Annotated in this window: 12 protein-coding genes; 5 read left to right on the top strand and 7 right to left on the bottom strand. The window is 75.1% G+C overall.

Features of this window, described 5'->3' with window-relative positions:
* Window positions 1–551: 551 nt before the first annotated feature.
* Complete coding sequence (locus tag ABT263_RS02910; protein WP_352286873.1) at window positions 552–980, bottom strand: SRPBCC family protein; 429 nt, start codon at window positions 978–980, stop codon at window positions 552–554.
* 414 nt (window positions 981–1,394) lie between these two features.
* Between ABT263_RS02910 and ABT263_RS02905 the strand changes: the two genes are divergently transcribed.
* Together ABT263_RS02905 and ABT263_RS02900 are read left to right on the top strand one after the other, a co-directional pair.
* On the top strand, window positions 1,395–2,237 hold the full coding sequence (locus tag ABT263_RS02905; protein WP_352286870.1) for an alpha/beta fold hydrolase: 843 nt from the start codon (window positions 1,395–1,397) through the stop codon (window positions 2,235–2,237).
* Window positions 2,238–2,385: 148 nt separating this feature from the next.
* Window positions 2,386–2,817, top strand: coding sequence for an Ohr family peroxiredoxin (locus ABT263_RS02900; protein ID WP_352286897.1), 432 nt, complete (start codon window positions 2,386–2,388; stop codon window positions 2,815–2,817).
* A gap of 179 nt (window positions 2,818–2,996) precedes the next feature.
* Here ABT263_RS02900 and ABT263_RS02895 read toward each other — a convergent pair whose 3' ends face one another.
* The 3 genes from ABT263_RS02895 to ABT263_RS02885 form a co-directional block, all read right to left on the bottom strand.
* Window positions 2,997–3,767: an alpha/beta hydrolase gene (locus ABT263_RS02895; RefSeq protein WP_352286867.1), complete on the bottom strand. Its 771-nt coding sequence runs from the start codon at window positions 3,765–3,767 to the stop codon at window positions 2,997–2,999.
* A gap of 292 nt (window positions 3,768–4,059) precedes the next feature.
* The gene (locus ABT263_RS02890; protein WP_352286864.1) at window positions 4,060–5,676 is read right to left on the bottom strand and encodes a DUF6351 family protein; all 1,617 of its coding nucleotides are present in this window, start codon (window positions 5,674–5,676) and stop codon (window positions 4,060–4,062) included.
* A gap of 637 nt (window positions 5,677–6,313) precedes the next feature.
* The gene (locus tag ABT263_RS02885) at window positions 6,314–9,160 is read right to left on the bottom strand and encodes a helix-turn-helix transcriptional regulator (protein WP_352286862.1); all 2,847 of its coding nucleotides are present in this window, start codon (window positions 9,158–9,160) and stop codon (window positions 6,314–6,316) included.
* A gap of 197 nt (window positions 9,161–9,357) precedes the next feature.
* On the opposite strand from ABT263_RS02885, the gene ABT263_RS02880 reads away from it, so the two are divergent.
* Window positions 9,358–11,664, top strand: coding sequence for an ATP-binding protein (locus ABT263_RS02880; protein WP_352286859.1), 2,307 nt, complete (start codon window positions 9,358–9,360; stop codon window positions 11,662–11,664).
* A gap of 60 nt (window positions 11,665–11,724) precedes the next feature.
* Here ABT263_RS02880 and ABT263_RS02875 read toward each other — a convergent pair whose 3' ends face one another.
* Window positions 11,725–12,444 carry a 2-phosphosulfolactate phosphatase gene (locus ABT263_RS02875; RefSeq protein WP_352286856.1) on the bottom strand — a complete coding sequence of 240 codons (720 nt, stop codon included), beginning with the start codon at window positions 12,442–12,444 and terminating at the stop codon, window positions 11,725–11,727.
* 572 nt (window positions 12,445–13,016) lie between these two features.
* Between ABT263_RS02875 and ABT263_RS02870 the strand changes: the two genes are divergently transcribed.
* Complete coding sequence (locus ABT263_RS02870; protein ID WP_352286855.1) at window positions 13,017–16,187, top strand: TIM-barrel domain-containing protein; 3,171 nt, start codon at window positions 13,017–13,019, stop codon at window positions 16,185–16,187.
* A gap of 368 nt (window positions 16,188–16,555) precedes the next feature.
* Window positions 16,556–16,792 (top strand): ATP-binding protein, encoded by a 237-nt coding sequence (locus ABT263_RS02865; protein WP_352286852.1) that lies wholly within the window; start codon window positions 16,556–16,558, stop codon window positions 16,790–16,792.
* A 59-nt stretch (window positions 16,793–16,851) separates the two neighbouring features.
* Here ABT263_RS02865 and ABT263_RS02860 read toward each other — a convergent pair whose 3' ends face one another.
* Both ABT263_RS02860 and ABT263_RS02855 read right to left on the bottom strand, forming a co-directional pair.
* Entirely contained in the window at window positions 16,852–18,018 is a 1,167-nt protein-coding gene (locus ABT263_RS02860; protein ID WP_352286850.1) for a serine hydrolase domain-containing protein, read from the bottom strand.
* A 162-nt stretch (window positions 18,019–18,180) separates the two neighbouring features.
* On the bottom strand, window positions 18,181–19,326 hold the full coding sequence (locus ABT263_RS02855; RefSeq protein ID WP_352286847.1) for a serine hydrolase domain-containing protein: 1,146 nt from the start codon (window positions 19,324–19,326) through the stop codon (window positions 18,181–18,183).
* Between the last annotated feature and the right edge of the window lie 261 nt (window positions 19,327–19,587).

The following is a 19,587-nucleotide window of genomic DNA, read 5'->3' as shown; positions in this document are numbered from 1 at the left end:
GCCCGGATCAGGTCCGACATGCCGCGCTGGAAGGGCAGGTCGAGATCCACCTCCGGCAGGCAGAAGTACCCCCGGCCCGCCACCGCCGGGCGACTGCGGGCCGTTCGGCCCTTCCGGGTGTGCGCAAGGTTCATGACGCACAGACTGGCGCCGGGCGGTGTCCACTTCCCAGGTCCGTGCGGGGCGGGGACTGTCCGCCCCTGTCCGCGGCTGTCCAGCCGGTCCGCGACGGTCCACCCGGTCCGCGACGGTCCACCCGGTCCGACGATGCGCGGACCAGGCCGTTCCCGTACCGCTCGGTCGCGGTCATGACCCGGGCGACGAAGGCCGTGCCCGGCAGGTCCGCCACCGGCGGTGTCGTCGCCGTGCCCGAGCACCTCGGGGATCCGCTCGCGTACGCGGGCCCGGCCGTCGTCGTGCTTCTCAGCGCGCTCGAACTCCGCGCACTCCGTCGCCGGGGCGGGCGCGGAGTGCGCGGAGCGACAGCCAGCTGACCGGTGTCGGGGCCGCCCCGGGCGCGGGACGGCCCCGGTCGGCCTCGCCGGGTGGGGTCAGCGGGCCCGCAGCGGGCCGGCGAAGGACTTGCGCAGGGAGGACGGGGCGACGACGGGGAGCAGCGAGGCCAGCAGCTTGCCCTTCAGGGTGTCCGGGGTCCTGGTCAGTCGGACGTCCACCCGGGTGCCGTCGCCCTCCGGGGTCAGCCGGAAGACCCAGCCGCCGCCGGGCCCGAAGAGCTTGGAGTCGAGGGTGGTGATGGTGACCTCGTCGCCCCCGGGCTTCCAGTCGTAGCGGGCGCGCTCCCAGGCGGCGGCGGTGCCCTCGGTCACCTCGGCCCAGCCCTCCCCCGCGCCGTGCACCGCGAAGTGCGCCGCGTCGATGGTGGGCCACGTCTGGGCGCGGGCCGGGCCGAAGTCGGTGAGGACGGCCAGCACGGCGTCCGGGTCGAGCGAGGAGATCAGCTGGAAGTTGACGACGGTCACGAGGTCCTCCGGAGGTGGTGCGGGGCGGGCTGGGCCCGGTCGCACCCACCCTGGTGCGCGGACGCGGGTACGGCATCCGTCAGTTGACCGAGGACAGGGCCCGCGTCATGGCACTACGTCGACCGCCGGGTACGAAGTACCGGCGCCGGGTGGGGGTTTCGCCGTCCGCGGGTGGCGGGGCGGGGCGGTGACGGGCAGTCGGCGGCTCGCTCGTTCGCCCCGGCCGGGCCGTCGGCGGGTGCCGGGACCGACCGTCATTCGACGGATCCGCGGCGCCGCCCGTGCCGCGAGGGTGGAACCGCCGCGACGCCCACCGTCCGCTCGGACGGGTTCGGGGCGCCGCATCGGCCCACTGACCCGCGTACCCGTACCGGTACGCGTACCCGTACCCGTACCGAACGGAAGGACTGTCCCATGGCAGCAGGAAAGAGCACCCGGAAGCGCCGGCTGGCGACGGCGGCGGTCTGGGCCGCGGCCGCGAGCGTCGTACTGGGCACGGCCGTGGCCGGGGGCACCGCGAACGCGAGCGCGCCGGTCGCGGTCGGCGTCAGGCCGACGATCGTCCTGGAACACGGCGCGTTCGCCGACGCGTCCAGCTGGAACGGCGTGATCAAGCGGCTCCAGGCGGACGGGTACCCAGTGGTGGCCCCGGCCGTCCCGCTCCGCGGTCCCGCCTCCGACGCGGTCGCGCTGCGCGGCGTGCTCCAGCACGTTCCGGGGCCGAAGATCCTGGTGGGCCACTCCTACGGCGGCTCGGTCATCAGCGCGGCCGGCGCGAACGACCCGCAGGTCAGGGCCCTGGTGTACGTGGCGGCGTTCCTGCCCGCGCCCGGGGAGACGGCGCTGGAGCTGTCCGGCAGGTTCCCCGGGTCCACCCTCGGGGACGCGCTGGACCCGGTCACCTACCCGCTGGACGACGGCACGGCCACCACCGACCTGTTCATCCGGGCGGACGCGTTCCGCCACCAGTTCGCCGCCGACGTCCCCGCCGCCCAGGCGGCGCTCATGGCCGCCACCCAGCGCCCGATCGCCCAGAGCGCGCTCCAGGAGCCGGCCACCGTCGCCGCCTGGACGGAGAAGCCGAGCTGGGACGTCGTCACGACCCAGGACCTGAACATCCCCGAGGCCGCCCAGCTCTTCATGGCCCGCCGCGCTCACGCCCGCGTCACCCTCGTCCCGGCCTCGCACTCGGTCGCCGTGTCGCATCCGGGGACCGTGGCGCAGGTGATCGAGGAAGCCGCCCGGACCACCCGCTGAGGCGGCCGGGGCGGCGGCTGCCGGGGTGCGGCGGCCGGCCCGCCCCGGCAGTGGCACCGCACATCTGACACTCCATCAGCAGGAGTCAGCATCCCAACCGGTGACCGCGGACGCGGAGCGCCGGACCGACACGTACGAGGAGAAGGACATGGCAGTCAGTTACACCGGTGTGGTCACGGTGACCGGCGAGGGGCGCAACGGCGGGCAGGTCACCGCCAGCGACGGCCTGCTCAGCACCGCACTGGCCATCCCGAAGGCGCTGGGCGGCGCGGGCGGCGCCACCAACCCGGAGCAGCTGTTCGCGGCCGGCTGGGGGGCGTGCTTCCTGGGCGCGGTGCGGCGTGCCGCCGCCGAGCGCAAGGTCCGGCTGACCAGCACCGCCGTCACGGTCGAGGCCACACTGACCCACGACGACGACGGGGAGTTCGGCCTCAGCGCGGTGCTCGACCTCGAACTCGGCGGCGTGGAACAGGCGATGGCCGAGGAGCTGGGAGCCGCCGCGCACCGGCTGTGCCCCTACTCCAAGGCGACCCGGGGCAACATCCCGGTCACCGTCCGCGCGAGCGCGGTGGCCGGCTGACGCGGCCCGAGTCACCCGCGGCGGCGGTGACCACGTTCTGACGCGCACAGAGCGAATGACGCGCACGCACCGAGGGCCCCGCCACGGCGGGGCCCTCGGTCGTGTCGTGTTCCCGACCGGACCGGCCGGGAGTACGGGGGCCGGCACAGGCGCGCGGCCCCGGTCGGGCTCCCGGCCGGTCAGCGGGCCGGGGCGGTGGGGCGGACGCCCCGCTCGGCGAGCCAGTCGAGGACGTAGTCGGCGACGGACCGCCAGCCGCTGTCGATGACCAGGGAGTGGCCCCGGTCGGCGAACTGCTTGAGGTCCGTGGTCGCGGTGGAGTCGCCGTACGCCTTGTAGACGGCGCGGGTCACGCAGTCGGGCACCAGCAGGTCCTCCTGCCCCGACACCAGCAGCAGCGGCCCGCGGGCCGCGTTCCGGGTGTCCGCCGAGGTGCTCGGGTGCCGGGGGCCGCCGCCGCAGCCGAGGTCCGCTAGCAGGCGGCGCGGGGCGGGCACGACGTAGCGGTCGTACAGCCGCTCGCCCTCCGCGCCGCCGACCGTGGTGCCGAGGAGGTCCCGGAAGCGCTCGGGGGTGAGCGGGACGGCGAGGCGCGCGGACGCGCAGGCGCAGTCCGGGCAGCGCATCGCCACGTCGTTGACGGGCGCCGGGGCGAGGGCCACCGCGGCCCGGCCCAGACCGGCGCCGACCAGGTGCTGCGCGACCAGTCCGCCCACCGAGTGCCCGATGATCACCGGCGGGACCTCGAAGGAGCGCACGATCCCGGCGAAGTGGTCGGTGAGGCCGTCCAGGCCGAGGTCGGGCACCCGGTCCGGGTGCTCGCGGGCCTCCCGAGCGGTGGCGGCCTCGCCGGGCCACCCCGGCGCGTGGGCGAGGTAGCCGTGGCCGGTGAAGCGCTCGACCCAGCACTCCCAGGACAGCGCGTGCAGCCACGCGCCATGGATGAACACGACGGGAGTACGGATCACAACGGGCCCTCCGAGCGGGATGTCGGCCTGCACCGGCGTGCGGCGACCGTTCCAGCATCCGTCCGGGCGTCGCCCACGGGATCAGTCGAATGACTGAGGCCGTGGGCTACCGACACCAACGGGCGGCACCCGCCAACGGGTGACACCACCGGGCCCGCACGGCGCGGTACCGGTGCGGCGCGGCACCGGTGCGGCGCAGCGGCCGCCCCTACCGAAACGTCCCGGCCCGCACCCCGGGGAGAGGGGTACGGGCCGGGACGGCCTGGGGGGCGGGTCAGTGCCGGGTGGCGGGCCCGCAGCGGAAGTCGGCGGCGTCGGCGGTGTCCCCGTGGCCCTGGTAGCGGGGGACCAGCGGGTAGGCGCACAGGTCGCGGGTGACGGTCCGGCCGTCGGCCGTCGGCAGGGTGGCGGGCAGCGTCCGCGGGGCCTCGCCGTGCTCGACCCAGGCGGTCAGTGCGGCGAGGTCGGCGCCCTGGCCGAGGAGTCCGCAGTGCGACGCCCCCGGGGCGAGGAAGACGCGGTAGAAGTCGTCGACCTTCTTCGCCCCGCCCATCCGCTGCTCGACCCGCTCGCGGTACTGCACCGTGCCGGCGGCGGGGATGAACTGGTCGGCGGATCCGTGCCAGGTGAGGAGCTTGCCGCCGGCCTTCCGGAAGCCGGACAGGTCCGGGTCGTCGGTGCCGATGATCCGGTCGTACTCGGCCTCGGACTGCCGGAACAGCTGGGCGAACCGGCCGGTGGTGAGGGTCGTGAGGTCGAAGGCCGGCTGCTTCTTCAGCCAGGTCGACACCCAGGCGGCCGGTACCGGGAACGGCGTACCGACCCGCTCGCCGGTGGTCTCGTCGACCTTGCTGCCGGCGAGGCCGGCCAGGTCGGCGCCGATCGGCACGCCCGACCACAGCTTCGTGCCCGAGGCGGTGCGCGGGCCGTCCCAGATCCGGCGCACCACCTCCGCGTCGGCGGCGGTGATCGTCAGCCGCCCGCCGTCGCACTCGACGGTGGTGCCGATCAGCCGGCGCGGGTCGAAGCCGCACGCGTCGGGGTCGGTCAGCAGCCCGTCCGCGGCGCCGTCGAGCCGGTCGCAGGCCTGGACGGCGGCGGCGGTGAAGGCCTTGAACTCGCACGCGGTCGGGAAGGTCCCGGCCTCGTTCATCACCACCTGCGGCCACAGCGTGGCCACCTCGAACTCGTCCCAGTTGACGGCGGGCGCGTTGGCGAGGATGCCGTCGTAGTCGGCCGGGTACTTCTGGGCCTCCGCGTAGCCCTGGCGCCCGCCGGTCGAGCAGCCGTTGAAGTAGGAGTAGGACGCGGCCCGGTCGTAGTGGGCGGCGACGACCTCCTTGGCGACCACCGCGGCCTCGTGCTCGGAGCGGGAGGCGAAGTTCTCCAGCAGCGCCCGGTCGGCCCGGCCGTCGGCCTTCAGCGCCCACGTGGTGTCGAGGTAGGTGCCGACGCCCGCGTCGGTGGTGGCGGCGGCGTAGCCGCCCTTGACCGCGCCGGCCAGGCCCGCTCCGTAGTCGCCGGCGGCGTACGCACTGCCGCCCACCGTCTGCAGCCGGCCGTTCCAGTTCTGCTGCGGCAGCCAGACCCGCACCGTGGCGTGGTCGCCCTGGCCGGGGTGGGTGAGGGTGATCGTCACGTCGCAGAACGCCGGGACGTCCGGGACCTGGGCCGCCGGCTGCGGGAACACCGCGGGTACGTCGAAGGTGCCGGCGGCGTGGGCGACCGCGGCGACCCGCTCCACCGCGGTGCCCGCCGGGGCGTGCACCGCGGGGCTGGTACAGCCGTGCGGGGCGGCGGAGTCGGGCGCGGCGGCCGAGGCGCCGGGTGCGTACACCGCGGCGGCGAGGGGCACGGCGGCGGCGAGGGCGGCCAGGAAGCGTCGGTTCATGGAGGTTCCTTCCCAGGGGTGGTGTGGTGTGGTGCCCGACGGGACGGCGTTGTTCGGTCGGGCGGGGCGGCGGCCGCCGGTCGGGGGCGGACCACGACTCCCGGCGGATTCGCGGGGACCGGGGTCGGGCCCGCGACCGGGGATCGCCGGTCAACTGTGTGCCCCGGCCGCCCACCGCCGCATCAGTCATCCGACTGCCGGTCGGGCAGCGCCGTCGGCGCAGTCGTACCGGCCGGACACGGCCGCGGTGCACACCTCACGCACCGTCAAACCGGTCCGGCACACGGCCGGACCGACTGCGGGCAGGGCCGGCCACCCGGGCCGCCCTCCCAGGGTCGGCTTCCGGGGTCGGCTTCCAAGGTCGTGGGAACTCCCGCCCCGGCGCGGGAATCCGCCGGACCGCTGCCACGTTCCCCGGGTACGACACATCCGCCACCTGCCAGCCGGAGGTCCCTGTGAAGCCCCGCGAACACGGCACCGACGATGCGGCCGAGGCCGGCCGGGCCCGCACGGGGCTCGTACAGCCAGGACGACTGGCTGGCCCGGAACGTGTGGTGCGGCACGCTGCTCTGAGCCCGGGGCGGTCAGGGCCCTGCGCCTGTCTGACGATCCGGGTCGCACGCGCAGCAGGAGTCCCCTACCGCTCGGGCTGCTCCGCCGGCTGGTCCGGGAGGGCGGCCAGGGCGTCCCGCAGGGCCGCGCGGGTGGTCACGCCCAGCTTGGGGAACACCCGGTACAGGTGGGAGCTGACAGTGCGCGGCGAGAGGTGGGTCCGCTCGCCGATCTCCTTGTTGGTCAGGCCGCCGGCGGCGAGGTCGGCGATTCGGCGCTCCTGCCAGGTCAGCGCCGCCGGGTGCGCCGCGGCGGAGTGCGCCGGGGCGCCGCAGAGCCGCAGTTCGGCCCGGGCCCGCTCGGCCCAGCCCCGGGCGCCGAGCCGCTCGAAGGTCTCGACGGCCCCGCCGAGCACCGGGCGGGCGGCCCGCGGCCCCAGGTGCTGGCGCAGCCGGATGCCGTGCGCCAGCCGGATGCGGGCCAGTTCGAACGGGAAGTCACCGGCGGCCGGGTGCTCCTCGGCCCGGCGGTACATCTCGGCCGCCTCGGCGCCGTCCTCGGCCGTCATGGCGAGGGCTCCGAAGGTGATCACGGCCAGCCGGGGCGAGACCTCGGGCAGGCCCGCGTCCCGGGCCGCCAGGGCGTGCCGGCGGGCCTGCTCGGCACGGCCCGTGTGCAGGGCGGCCTCCACCAGGTCGAGCACGGTGCGCGAGGCCTGGTGCGCGCAGGGTTCGAGGACGCCGGGGGCGGTGATGCCGATCGCGCACAGGTAGGCGGCCTCGTAGTCCCCTTCGCCGAGGGCGGCCGTCGTCCCCACCGTGTCCGCGAGCTGGGTGAGGAAGCCGATCCGCCGCGGCCGGGCCCACCGGTCGACCACGGCCTGCAGGTCCCGTGCGCGGTCGAGGTCGCCGCGCAGCGCCGCGAGCACGGCCAGGTAGGCCCGGCTCTGCTGGGCGAAGAGGACATGGCCGTGGGCCAGGGTCAGTTCCAGGACCTGCTGTCCGGTCCGCTCGGCCGCCTCCCAGTCACCCGAGGCGGTCTGGTCCAGCATGATCAGGTGCAGCATGGTCATGCCGGTGCCCACCGCCCCGGCCCGCAGTTCGCGCTGCACGCTCCGCCGCAGGTACGTCCGGTAGTGGCTCAGGGCGTCGACGTGGTAGGCGGCCACGCCCAGCCGGGTGATGTCCCACGGGTCCAGGTCCGGGTAGGCGGCGAACGCCGCGGCGACGCGCTCGCCGACCCCGGCGCCGCGGCGCACCACGTCGCACCAGGCGTCCTGGTAGAGGCGCGAGTTCGGGGGGACCAGGCCGCCCAGGGAGTCCAGCAGGCGGTGGGTCCGCTGCCAGGACGCGCTGTCGCCGGCGTACTGGCTGACGGCGAGCAGGAGGTTCACCAGCCGGGTGAGCTCCTCGCTCGGCGCGGGGGCACCACCGGCGGTCCGCCCGGCCGCACCCCCGATGGTCCGCGCCGGGGCGTCGCCGACCGGCTGCCCGGCGGCGCCGTCGACGATCCGCTCGACGGCCGCCGCCACCTGGCGGTGGGCGGACCGCACGTCCCCGTCCTCGTAGAGGACGGCGTACGCGAAGGCCAGGGCGGAGGCCGTCGTCCCGGCGCGGCCGGGCGCGCCGTCCGCGCCGACCAGGCGCTGGGCCTGGTCGAGCAGTCCGGCGTGCCCCGCGACGAACGCCGCGTCCCCGAGCCGGCGGGAGCGGTCCTCCGGGGTCCGGCTCAGCTCCGCGGCCCGGGTCAGCCAGGTCACCGCGGCGGCCGCGCCGCCCCGGCGGGTCGCCGACGCGGCCGCCTGCTCCAGGGCGGCGGCCACCTCGTCGTCCGGATCGACCGCGGCGGCGGCCAGGTGGGTGGCCCGGCGCTCGATGTCGTCCCGGTGCACCTCGGCCAGCGCCGCGTGGGCGGCGCGCCGCTCGTTCGGGGTGGCCGCCCGGACCACGGTCGAGCGCACCAGCGGGTGCCGGAACACGAACTCGCCGCTGAAGTGGTCCTGGTCCAGCAGGCCGACGGCCGCCGCCTCGTCCACGTCCCGCATGCGGTAGCGCGCACCCGCGGTCGGACCGGCCGGGGCCCCCGCGTTGACGCCGTCCAGGGCGCCGCGCAGCAGCTCCGCGCGGGCGGCCGGTCCCAGCGCCGCGATGCGCGCGCCGAAGACCTGGCGGAACCGGTCGGGAAGCGGGACGACTTCATGGCCGTCCGGCTCCCCGGGGGCGGGCCGTGCGGCGCTCCCGCCCAGGTAGGACGGGAGTTCCAGGAGGGCGAGGGGGTTGCCCTGGGCCTGGTCGAGCACCCGGCGGCGGACCCGCGGGTCCACGTGCGGGTGGCGCTCGTCGAGCAGTCGCTCGGCGGCGGGCCCGTCCAGCGGCGGCACCGGCAGCGCGGGCAGCGCGGCCGCGTCGAACCCGGCGGAGCTCTCCGGCCGCAGGGCGACCAGCAGCTTCACGGTGTCGCCGGCGAGGCGGCGGCCGACGAACCCGCAGACCTCGACGCTGGCCGCGTCGAGCCACTGGCCGTCGTCCAGCACCAGCAGGAGGCGTTCCTGCGCGGCCGCGACCGCGACCAGGTCGAGCACCGCGATCCCCAGGGCCATGACGGACGGGGCCCGTTCCTGGCTGCGTCCGAAGACCACGTCGAAGGCGACCCGGTGGACGTCGTCCAGGCGCTCGGCGTACGGGAGCAAGGGGTGGAGCAGCTGGTGCAGACCGGCGAAGGGCAGGTGCGACTCCGCCTCGACGCCGACCGCCCGGACCACCCGGTAGCCGACGCCGCCCGCGTACTGCGCGACGTGCTCCAGCAGGGCGCTCTTGCCGACACCGGTCTCGCCCTTGAGCACCAGGGCCTGGCCCTGCGGCGCGGCCAGGAACGAGGCGAGGACGGCCCGCTCGGCCTCCCGGCCGACCATGGGCGTGACGAGGGACTCCACCGTGTGCTGCTCCTTCCGCCCGGCGGGCCGGCTGTGGCCCCGCGCCCACTCTCTCCTCCTCCGGTGCCCGGGGGCCAGGCAGTTGACGGGCGGTTGGCAGGCGGTTTCGCCCGCCGCCTCCCGGTGGACGGGTGCGACAACCGACCCGCCCGGATGAGATGATCTCCGTCGAGGGAGCAGGTCGGGGGGGTGGGGCGATGGAGCAGGCGACCTTCGGCGCGCTGCTGCGGGCGGCACGCGGGCGTGCCCGGCTGACGCTCGACGGGCTCGCCGGCGCGTCCGGCGTCAGCGTGCGGGCGATCGGCGACATGGAGCGCGGCCGCAGCGTCCCCCGGCACGGCACGCTGGACGAGCTGATGGACGCCCTGGCCCTGGACGAGGACGAACGGCGCACGCTGACGGCCGCCGCCCGGCGCACCGCCGACCCGGCCCCGGCGACGACGACGGCGACCGCCGCCACGGCTCCACCGGTCCCCCGCCAACTGCCGCCCGCCCTCCGGACCTTCCGCGGGCGGGACGACGTCCTGGCCCGCGTCCGGCACCTCGGCGGCGGCCCAGGCGACCGGGCCGAGCACCCGCCGGTCGTCGCCGTGGGCGGTATGGCCGGAGTGGGCAAGACCAGCCTGGCCGTCCACTGGGCGCACCGGGTCGCGGACCGGTTCCCCGACGGCCAGCTCTACGTGAACCTGCGCGGCTTCGACCCCTCGGGCACCGGGCTGGACCCCGCCGAAGCACTCGGCGGCTTCCTCCGCGCGCTCGGGGTGCCGGGAGCGTCGATCCCCGACGGCGCCGAGGAGCGCGCCGCCGCGTTCCGGGAGCTGCTGGCCGACCGCCGGATGGTCGTGCTCCTCGACAACGCGCGCGACTCGCAGCAGGTACGGCCGCTGCTGCCGAGGTCTCCGCACTGCCTCACGGTCATCACCTCCCGCAACCACCTGACCGGACTCGCCACCACCGACGAGGTCCGGCTGGTCGACCTCGGCCTGTGGACGGCCGAGGAGAGCCTGGACGCGCTGGCCGCACGGATCGGCCCCGAGCGCGTGGCCGCCGAGCCCGCCGGGGCGGCCGAGCTGGTGGAGCTGTGCGGGCGCCTCCCGCTGGCCGTCGCGATCGTCGCCGCCCAGCTGGCCGCGGAGCCCGCCCTGGCGCTGCGGGTCGCCGCCGGTGAACTGACCGGGGCCCGCTCCCGGTTGGACGCGCTCACCACCGACGACCCGCACTCCGACGTCCGGGCCGTCTTCTCCTGGTCCTACCGGGCGCTCGACCCGGCGGCCGCCCGGTTCTTCCGCCACCTGACCGTGCTGCCGGGCCCGGTGTTCTCCGCCGAGGCGGCGGCCTCCGCCGCGGGCGAGCCGATGGCGACGGCCCGCCGCCTGCTGCGCTCCCTGGTCGCCGCCAGTCTGCTCAGCCGTGACGCGGACGGCTGCTTCGTCCTGCACGACCTGGTCCGGGAGCACGCCGGGGACCTGCTCGACCAGGAGCGCGACGACCGCTACGCCGCCGAGATCCGGCTGCTCGACTACCTCCGCCACAACGCCCGGGCCGCCGTCCGGGCGTCGGAGACCCGCCCCGTCCACGAGCTGGACCACGCACCGGCGCCCGGGACGGTGCTGCTGCCCTTCGACGACCGTGGACAGGGCCGGGCCTGGTTCCAGCGGGAGGAGCGCACCATCCTGGCCGCGCTGCGGACGGGCGACGACCCCCGGCTGCTCCACTACCGGATGGGCCTCGCCCACGACTGCATCCCGCACTTCTCCGCCCGGGGGCAGTGGGCCGACGAGATCGCCATGCAGCGGCTGGCGCTGGAGGCGGCCCTCCTGCTCGACGATCCGGAGGGCATCTGCAGCACCGCGGCCGCGCTGGCCCGCGCCCTCGCCGAGACCGGCCGCAGCGAGGAGGCGGACCGGGCGGTCGGCCACGTCGAACGCCGGCTCCACCTGCTGCCCCTGCTCGCCCAGGCCAACGCGCAGCGCAGTCTCGGCTGGGTCCGCGGCCGGCAGCGGCGGCACGACGAGGCCCTCGGCCACGCCCGCACCGCCCTGGCGATCTACCGGACCCTGGCGGACGACAACCTCATCGCGCGTGAACTCAACGCCGTGGGCTGGTACCTGACCCTGCTGGGCCGGCACCGCGAGGCCATCGCCACCTGCCGCGAGGCACTGCCGCTGCTCCAGGAGACCGGCAACCGCTTCAGCGAGGCCGCCACCTGGGACAGCATCGGCTACGCGCTCCACCACGTGGGCGAACTGGACGAGGCCGTCCACCACTTCCGGACCTCGCTGGGGCTCTACGAGGAGCTGCTCGACGGGTACAACCAGGCCGAGGTGCTCGACCACCTGGCCGGGACCCAGCAGGCCCTCGGGGACACCGGCGCGGCCCGGGCCAGCTGGCTCCGGGCCGCGGACCTGCTGAGCGCGCTCGGCAACTCCCGCGCGGACGAGATGCGGGGCCGCGCCCTGACCGGCCGGGAGCCGGCCGGCTCGTCCGCCCACGCGGTCGACTGACGGCCTGTCGGGCGCCCCGGGCCCGGGCCGGCTCCCCCGGCGCCGCCGACCGGTGCCCCGCTACCCGCCCGGGAGCGCCCGGACCGAAGCCCCGTCGGCCGGCGCGGGCACCGGATGGGGGCGCAGGACCATCAGCGAGTCCTCCCAGGTCGCCACCACGGCGAACGGGAACCGGTCGAGTTCGAGGCAGAGCGCGACATCGTCGGGGTGGGCTCCCTGCCGCACCCCCTCGGCGAGCTCGGCGGCGGCGCGTGACCCCCCGGCGCGGCGCAGGTACTCGGCGGCGTCCGTCCCGGCACCGGTGGCCCGCCCGGCGATGTACCGGGCGCAGGCCCGGTCCTCCTCGGCGTGCCCGTCCTCGCCGGTGACCACGAAGGTCACGCTGTCGCACGCGCGCGCCCGCAGCAGCCGGGCCGTCGCCTCCGCCACCACGAAGCCCGCGCACAGCACCAGTGCCGCGTCCCTGACGGCGAGTGCGCCGACCGTCCCCGCGGTGGTCTTCTGGACCACGGTGCGCCCGCCGAGGTCGGCGGAGCGCAGCAGGCCGGGCGAGTTGACGAGGTCGAAACCGGGCGCGGGCGGACCGTCCTTGAGCGCCAGCCACTCCGGGTGGTGGGCCTTGAGTGCCAGGGCATCGTCCAGCGACTCGGCGAGAACGATCTTCTCCGCCCCTCGGGCGAAGGCCCAGGGGGCCACGGTGAAGGCGCGCATGACGTCGACCACGACGGCCACGGACGGGGCTTCGGCCAACTCGGCGATGCCGAGGAAACGAGTGTCCATCCGGTCATGATCACGCAGGGCGGCCCCGGCGCGCCCGGTCAGTGACGCGCCTCACAGCGCCGGTGGCCCCGCCGGACAGCCGCCCCGGCGCAGCGCGGGTCACTCCACCAGGGCGACGGCCACCCGGCGGACCAGGTCGCGACGCCGGGTACGGTCGGCGGGGCCCCGACCGCCAGCACCTCGGGGCTGGCCGCGGCCCTCCTGGGCGCCCTCGCCCGAACCGGTACCTCGGAGTCCGATACCTCGCACGTCTGATCACGGGTGCGGTTTTCCTGGCTTCTCCCTGCAGATTCCCGCACCATCGCGCCGCTATTTCTGGACAAATCGCCCATCGAACTCCCGCACCTGCACCAACTCGGCCATGACGCCGGCTTAGCGGCCGGAGCGAACCCGCGCGAGCGGTCCCGACCACGGCTTAGTTGCAGTTATCTGAGTCAAAAGAAGCACTTGCGCTCATGTTCGTTCTCTTGACTGCACTTTTGGTGAGTGGTGTCATGCCTACGCTGCCCACTCGGCCAGTCGCCCGTCGCGTTCGCCGGCGGGTTCGGACCTTCTCCCGTGAAGGACGTCGCATGCCTCGCAACACAACCCGCTGGTGGCAACGATGGGGTGGGGGGCGGCCGTCAGCGGCCGGGCTCGTCGCCGTACTGGTCGGGGCGGTGCTCTCCGTCACCGGCCCGGCCTCGGCCGCCGCGGCCTCGACCGCCGGGAACGCCACCGGGCTCACGCAGTCCGGGAGCACCTACACGGTGAGCACGTCCAGCGGGGCGAAGGCCCGGGTGGCGATCGCCCGGGCGGACATCTTCCGGATCTGGCTCTCCCCCACCGGCGCCTTCACCGACGACCCCGCCGGCTCCGCGCTGGCCGTGAAGACCGACTTCGGCCCGGTGGTGACGAGTCACTCCGACGCCGGCGCCTACTACCGGATCAACACCGACGCGATGACCATCAGGGTCTACAAGTCGCCGCTGCGGTTCGCCCTCTACCGGGCGGACAACACCACGCCGATCTGGCAGGAGGCCCAGCCCACCAGCTGGACGGCCTCCCAGACCACCCAGTACCTCACCCAGGGCGCCGACGAGCAGTTCTACGGGACCGGCCTGCGGCTGGGTGAGTGGGCGCTGCGCGGCAAGACGGTGCCGATCTCGGTGAGCAACACCTGGCGGGAGAACGACAACGCCAGCCCGGCGCCGTTCTACATGTCGACCAACGGCTACGGCGTCATGCGCAACACCTGGGCCCCCGGCAGCTACAGCTTCGGCGCACCGGGCTCGTTCACGCACAACGAGAAGCGGTTCGACGCCTGGTACGTCGTCGGGGACTCGCTCAAGGGCGTGCTGAACTCCTACACCGACGTCTCCGGGAAGCCCTTCCTGGCCCCGATGTGGGGCTTCGAACTGGGCAACGCCGACTGCTTCAACGCCTCGAACCCCACCTACCAGGGCGACCACGACCGCGTCCGGCACCAGACGACACCCGACGTGGTCGGCTACGCGACGGACGCCCGCAACGCCGACATGCCGTCGGGCTGGTTCCTGCCCAACGACGGCTACGGCTGCGGCTACACCGATCTGCCCGGCGCCGTCAGCGGGTTGAAGGCCAAGGGGTTCCAGACCGGCCTGTGGACGTCGACCGGTCTGTCCACCATCGGTGACGAGGTCAGGACCGCCGGCAGCCGGGGCGTCAAGACCGACGTCGCGTGGATCGGCGGCGGCTACAAGTACGCGTTCGACGGCGTCCAGCAGGCCGTCAAGGGCATCGAGGACAACTCCGACGCCCGGCGCTACGTGTGGACGGTGGACGGCTGGGCCGGGACCCAGCGCAACGCGGTCGTCTGGACCGGCGACACCTCCGGCACCTGGGACGCGATGCGCTGGCACGTGCCCGCCATCACCGGAGCCGGGCTCTCGGGCCTCAACTACGCGTCCGGCGACGTCGACGGCATCTTCGGCGGCAGCCCGCAGACCTACGTCCGGGACCTCCAGTGGAAGGCGTTCACCCCGGCGTTCATGACCATGTCCGGCTGGGGCCCGTCCGCTCCCTCGGCCGGGTACAACGACAAGGAGCCCTGGCGCTTCTCGGAGCCGTACCTGTCCATCAACCGCAAGTACCTCCAGCTCAAGATGCGCATGATGCCGTACCTGTACACGATGAGCCACACCGCCGCCCAGACCGGCGTGCCCTCCACCCGGGCGATGGTGCTGGAGTACCCCGACGATCCGGTCGCCCGGGGCAATCTGACCAGCGGTCAGTTCATGGCCGGTGACTCCCTGCTGGTGGCCCCGGTGGTCACCGACACCACCACCCGCGACGGCATCTACCTGCCGGCCGGCACCTGGACCGACTACTGGACCGGCAAGGCCTACAACGGTCCGGGCTGGCTCAACGGCTACGCGGCGCCGCTGGACACCCTGCCGCTGTTCGTCAAGGGCGGCGGCATCGTCCCGATGTGGCCCCAGATGAACTACACCGGGGAGAAGCCGGTCTCCACCCTGACATACGACGTCTACCCGCGCGGCAACTCCTCCTTCAGCCTCTACGAGGACGACGGGATCACCCGCGCCTACCAGGGCGGCGCCTCCGCCACCCAGCCGGTGAACGTCACCGCGCCGACCGCCGGCACCGGCACCGTCACCATCGACGTCGGCGCCAGCACCGGGTCCTACACCGGCAAGCCGGCCTCCCGGGGCTACGAGTTCAGCGTGCACGCGGCCTCGGCCCCCAGCGCGGTCTCGGTCGGCGGCACCCGGCTGGCCGCGTACGGCTCGAAGAGCGCCTACGACAGCGCCGCCACCGGCTGGTACTTCGACGCGGCCGACCGCTCGGGCGTGCTGTGGATCAAGGCCGGCGACAGGTCCGGCGCGTTCACCGTGACCGCGTCCGGTGTGACGGTCGCGGCCGGGAGCGCGATCCCGACCTCCGCCACGCCGATCCCGCAGGCCGGCTGGAAGCTCGTCTCCGCCGACAGCCAGGAGACCGCGGCCGAGAACGGCGCGGCCGCCAATGCCTTCGACGGCGACCCCGCGACCCTCTGGCACACCGCCTGGTCCGCCGGGAACGCCCCGCTGCCGCACGAGGTCCGGATCGACCTCGGCGCCCGCTACAACGTCGACGGCATGACCTACCTGCCGCGCCAGGACGGCGGCAGCAACGGCCGGATCGGGTCGTACGAGGTGTACGTCTCCGACAGTGCCGACACCTGGGGGACGCCCGTCGCCACCGGGACCTTCGCCGACTCCGCCGGGGCGAAGACCGTCACCTTCAGCCCGACGACCGGCCGCTACCTGCGGCTGCGGGCCCTCACCGAGGCGGGCGGCCGCGGCCCCTGGACCAGTGCGGCGGAGATCACCGCCACCGGCCGGCCCACCCCGCTGCCGAGCAACGCGGAGCTGGTCAACGCCGCCTCCTCCAGCTGCGTCGACCTACCGGGCAGCGCGAGCACCCCGGGCACCCAGCCCGCCCTCTACGGCTGCCACGGCGGACCCAACCAGCGGTGGACCTTCCAGCCGAACGGCACCCTCACCGGCCTCGGTGGCAGCTGCCTGGACGGTGGCGCGGCCGTCGCCGCCGTCCAGACCTGCAACGGGTCGAGCGGCCAGCAGTGGCAGCTCGGCGGCGCCGGCACCGTGACCAACGGCGGCCGCTGCCTCACCCCCGTCGGCGCGGCCACCGCCTCGGGCACCAAGCTCGAACTCGCCACCTGCAACGGCACCGGCGCCCAGCGCTGGACGCCCACCCCGTAGTCCGCCGACGGCCGTTCCCGCTGCCCGGCCCCCACCGGGCAGCGCGGACGGCCGTCCTCCGCCCGGGAGGACGGGTGGGCGACCGGTGCCCGCAGGCAGGCCGGCAGGCGTGGCCTCGCGATGGTCATCGACGCCGACACCATGACGTACTCGGACATCTCCTTCTCCGGCCGTGCATCCCCGCCCCGATGTCGACGCGTGCGTTCCGCTCGACGCGGCGCGGTCGGCACACCCCCGGTCGGCACACCCCCGTCCCTTGCCCCCCTAGGCCCGTCCCGGCCCGGCGGCGGGGTCGCGCGGGGGCCCGGGGACCGCCGCACGGCCCCGACCAGGACCAACTGACGTACCACCAGGACCGGATCACCGTCGTGGTGACCGACGACGGCGCCGCCGCACCGGCGGACACCCTGGTGGGTGCCGGAGCGGGGGCCGCCGGGCCCGGGCCGCAGGCGGGCCGCACCGGGTACGGGCTGATCGGCATGCGCGAACGCGTCGCGCTGCAGGACGGCAGCCTGGTGGCGGGCAGCGTCGACGGGGGCGGCTTCCGGGTGCTGGCCACCCTGCCGGTCGCGGCCGTCGGCGGCGGACCGGAGGAGCTCGGCTGACGGCCCCGCGGCCCCTGGTCCAAAGGGCCGCGGGGCCGCGGGGCCGTCAGCGGGGCGGGTCAGCGGCAGAGGGCCGCGTCCAGGGCGTCCGCCATGTGCTGCGCGCCGGTCGCGCCCGGGACGGCGGTGACGGTGATGGTGGCGGCCCGCCCGTCGTCGGTCACCCCGCCCCTGGTCCGGTAGCCGGGAGAGGTGCCGCCGTGGCCCCAGGCGAGGCCGCCGCAGGAGAGCGGCTTGCTCTGCAGCCCCAGTCCGTAACGGACCCCCGGGCCCAGCAGTTCGGCGGGCACGGTGGTCCGCATCTCGGCGAGCTGGGCCGGCGGCAGGAGACGGCCGCCGAGCAGCGCGGCGAAGAACGCGTTGAGGTCGGTGTTGGTGGAGACGATCCCCCCGGCCGCCCAGGCCATCGAGGCGTCCATCTCGGTGTAGTCGACCAGCGGCGCGTCCGGCGAGCCGCGGAAGTAGCCGTGCGGGTGGGCCTCGTGGACGGCGGTGTCGCCCGGGGCGGGGAAGTAGGTGTGCCGCAGGCCGACGCGGTCGATGACGCGCTTGGTGATCACCTCGCCGACGGGCCGTCCGGTGACCTTCTGGACGAGGAGTCCGGCGACCAGGTAGTTGGTGTTGCTGTACTCCCAGCTGCTGCCGGCGGGGAAGCGGGCCTTCTGGACGAGGGCGCCGTCGAGCAGCTCGCGGGGCTCGAAGTAGCGGTACTGCACGGTGGTGAAGTCCGCGAGGGCGGGCGCGTCCATGTAGTCGGGCAGGCCGCTGGTGTGCTGGAGCAGCTGGCGGACGGTGATGGCGCGCCCGTCGATGCCGTCGCCGCGCAGCAGGCCCGGCAGGTAGGTGTCGACGGACGCGTCGAGGCCCACCTTCCCCTCCGCGACGAGCTGGAGGACGACCACGGCGGTGAAGGTCTTGGTGTTGCTGCCGGCCCGTATCTGGCCGTCCACGGGGACCTTGGCCCCGGTGGCGAGGTCGCCGACCCCCGCGGTGTAGTCGCGGGTACGGCCGTCGCGGCCCTTCACGGCGGCCAGCGTGGCGGGAACACCGTCCTCCTTCACCAGGGCGTTCAGGCTCGACTGGACGCTGTCGGGCCGACCGCCGGCGAACGCCGTCGTCGGCGCCAGCGCTCCGGCCGCCACGGCGCCCGCGGCCAGGACGGTCACGGCCGCCACCACCCGGTGCCGGCCACGGCGGGTCCGGCTCTGCGGGACGTACTCGCTCACGGTGGAACTCCTCTGCTGGGGAATGCTGGGGGAACTGATAGGGGGGACCGATCAGGTGACCGACGGGGCGCGGGTGCCGCGCACCGTGGCGCGCGGCACCCGCCGGTCATGCCGGTCATGCCGGTCATGCCGGTACGGACGCTCCGGTCCGGCCGGGGAGGGTCAACGGCACAGCGCCGCGTCCACCGCGGCTTCCACGTGCTGCCCGGTCTCGCCGCCCGGGATCATGGTCACCGCGAGGCTGACGGCCCGGCCGTCGTCGGTGGCTCCTCCGGCGGTGTCGTAGCCCGGGATGGTCCCGCCGTGGCCCCAGGCCACGCCGCCGCACGACAGCGGCCGGCTCACCAGGCCCAGTCCGTAGCGGGCGCCCGGAGCGACCGCGTCGGCGGCCACCGTGGTCCGCATCTGGGCGAGCTGCGCCGGGGGCAGCAGGCGGCCGCCGAGGAGCGCGGTGAAGAAGCGGGTGACGTCGCTCGGGGTGGAGACGGCGGCGCCCGCCGCCCAGCCCCAGGACGGGTCCAGCTCGGTGTAGTCGCGGAGCGAGCCGTCCGCACCGCGGTTGTAGCCCTTGGGGTGGGCCTCGCGGATGCCCATGTCCCCCGGAGCGGGGACGTAGGTGTGCCGCAGGCCGATCCGGTCGACGACGCGCCGCCCGATCTCCTCACCGAGCGGCCGCCCGGTGACCTTCTGGATGATCAGGCCGGCCAGCAGGTAGTTGGTGTTGCTGTACTCCCAGCTCGTCCCCGGGGCGAAGCGGGCCTTCTGGCCCAGCGCCGCGTCGAGGAGTTCACGCGGCTCGTAGTACCGCGTCGGGTCGGTGAGGATGGCGTCCTTGTCCACGTACTCGGGCAGGCCGCTGGTGTGCTGGAGCAGCTGGCGGACGGTGATGTGACGCCCGTCGATGCCGTCACCGCGCACCAGGCCCGGCAGGTAGCTCTCCACCGGGGAGTCCAGGCCGACCTTCCCCTCGGCGACGAGCTGGAGGACGACCACGGCGGTGAAGGTCTTGGTGTTGCTGCCGATCCGTATCTGGCCGTCCATCGGGACCTTGGCCCCGGTGGCGAGGTCCCCGACCCCCGCGGTGTAGGTGCGGGTGCGGCCGTCGCGACCCTTCACGGCGGCCAGCGCGGCCGGCAGCCCGTCCTCCTTCACCAGGGCGTTCAGGCTCGACTGGACGCTGTCGGGCCGCCCGCCCGCGAACGCCGCGGTCGGCGCCAGCACCCCGGCCGCCACCACACCCGCGGCCACCGTGGTCGCCACCCAGCGCCGACCGTGGCGGCTCCGGCTCTGCGGGACGTACTCGTTCATGGAAGGACCTCTCTTGATCAATGACGCCGGTGGTCCCCGGTCTTGATCAAGAAGACCATTCGGGGACCGCGGAGTTCGTCCGCAGCCAGGACGAACCGCAGGTGGGAGCAGGCTCCGGGCGAGCGGTCCCGGCCGGGACCGTACTCCTGGGACCGACGGGAACTGACGTGGCGTCATCGGGACCGCGCGGCAGGGACGTCGGCCCGGAGCGCTCCCGGGCTCGGCACCGGTGGCGAGGCCTCCGGGCCCCGCCACCGGACC

The sequence above is a fragment of the Kitasatospora sp. NPDC001603 genome, from assembly GCF_040298365.1.
Taxonomy (GTDB): Bacteria; Actinomycetota; Actinomycetes; order Streptomycetales; family Streptomycetaceae; genus Kitasatospora.
Note: the sequence above shows the minus strand (reverse complement) of the source record. Positions and strands in the feature narration are given on the sequence as shown.

What these genes read in the sequence shown, in the direction of transcription:
- ABT263_RS02870 (WP_352286855.1), top strand. Translation starts at nt 13,017, where the DNA reads ATGCCTCGCAACACAACCCGCTGGTGGCAACGATGGGGTGGGGGGCGG.
- ABT263_RS02900 (WP_352286897.1), top strand. Translation starts at nt 2,386, where the DNA reads ATGGCAGTCAGTTACACCGGTGTGGTCACGGTGACCGGCGAGGGGCGC.
- ABT263_RS02875 (WP_352286856.1), bottom strand. Translation starts at nt 12,444, where the DNA reads ATGGACACTCGTTTCCTCGGCATCGCCGAGTTGGCCGAAGCCCCGTCC.
- ABT263_RS02855 (WP_352286847.1), bottom strand. Translation starts at nt 19,326, where the DNA reads ATGAACGAGTACGTCCCGCAGAGCCGGAGCCGCCACGGTCGGCGCTGG.
- ABT263_RS02880 (WP_352286859.1), top strand. Translation starts at nt 9,358, where the DNA reads ATGGAGCAGGCGACCTTCGGCGCGCTGCTGCGGGCGGCACGCGGGCGT.
- ABT263_RS02890 (WP_352286864.1), bottom strand. Translation starts at nt 5,676, where the DNA reads ATGAACCGACGCTTCCTGGCCGCCCTCGCCGCCGCCGTGCCCCTCGCC.
- ABT263_RS02905 (WP_352286870.1), top strand. Translation starts at nt 1,395, where the DNA reads ATGGCAGCAGGAAAGAGCACCCGGAAGCGCCGGCTGGCGACGGCGGCG.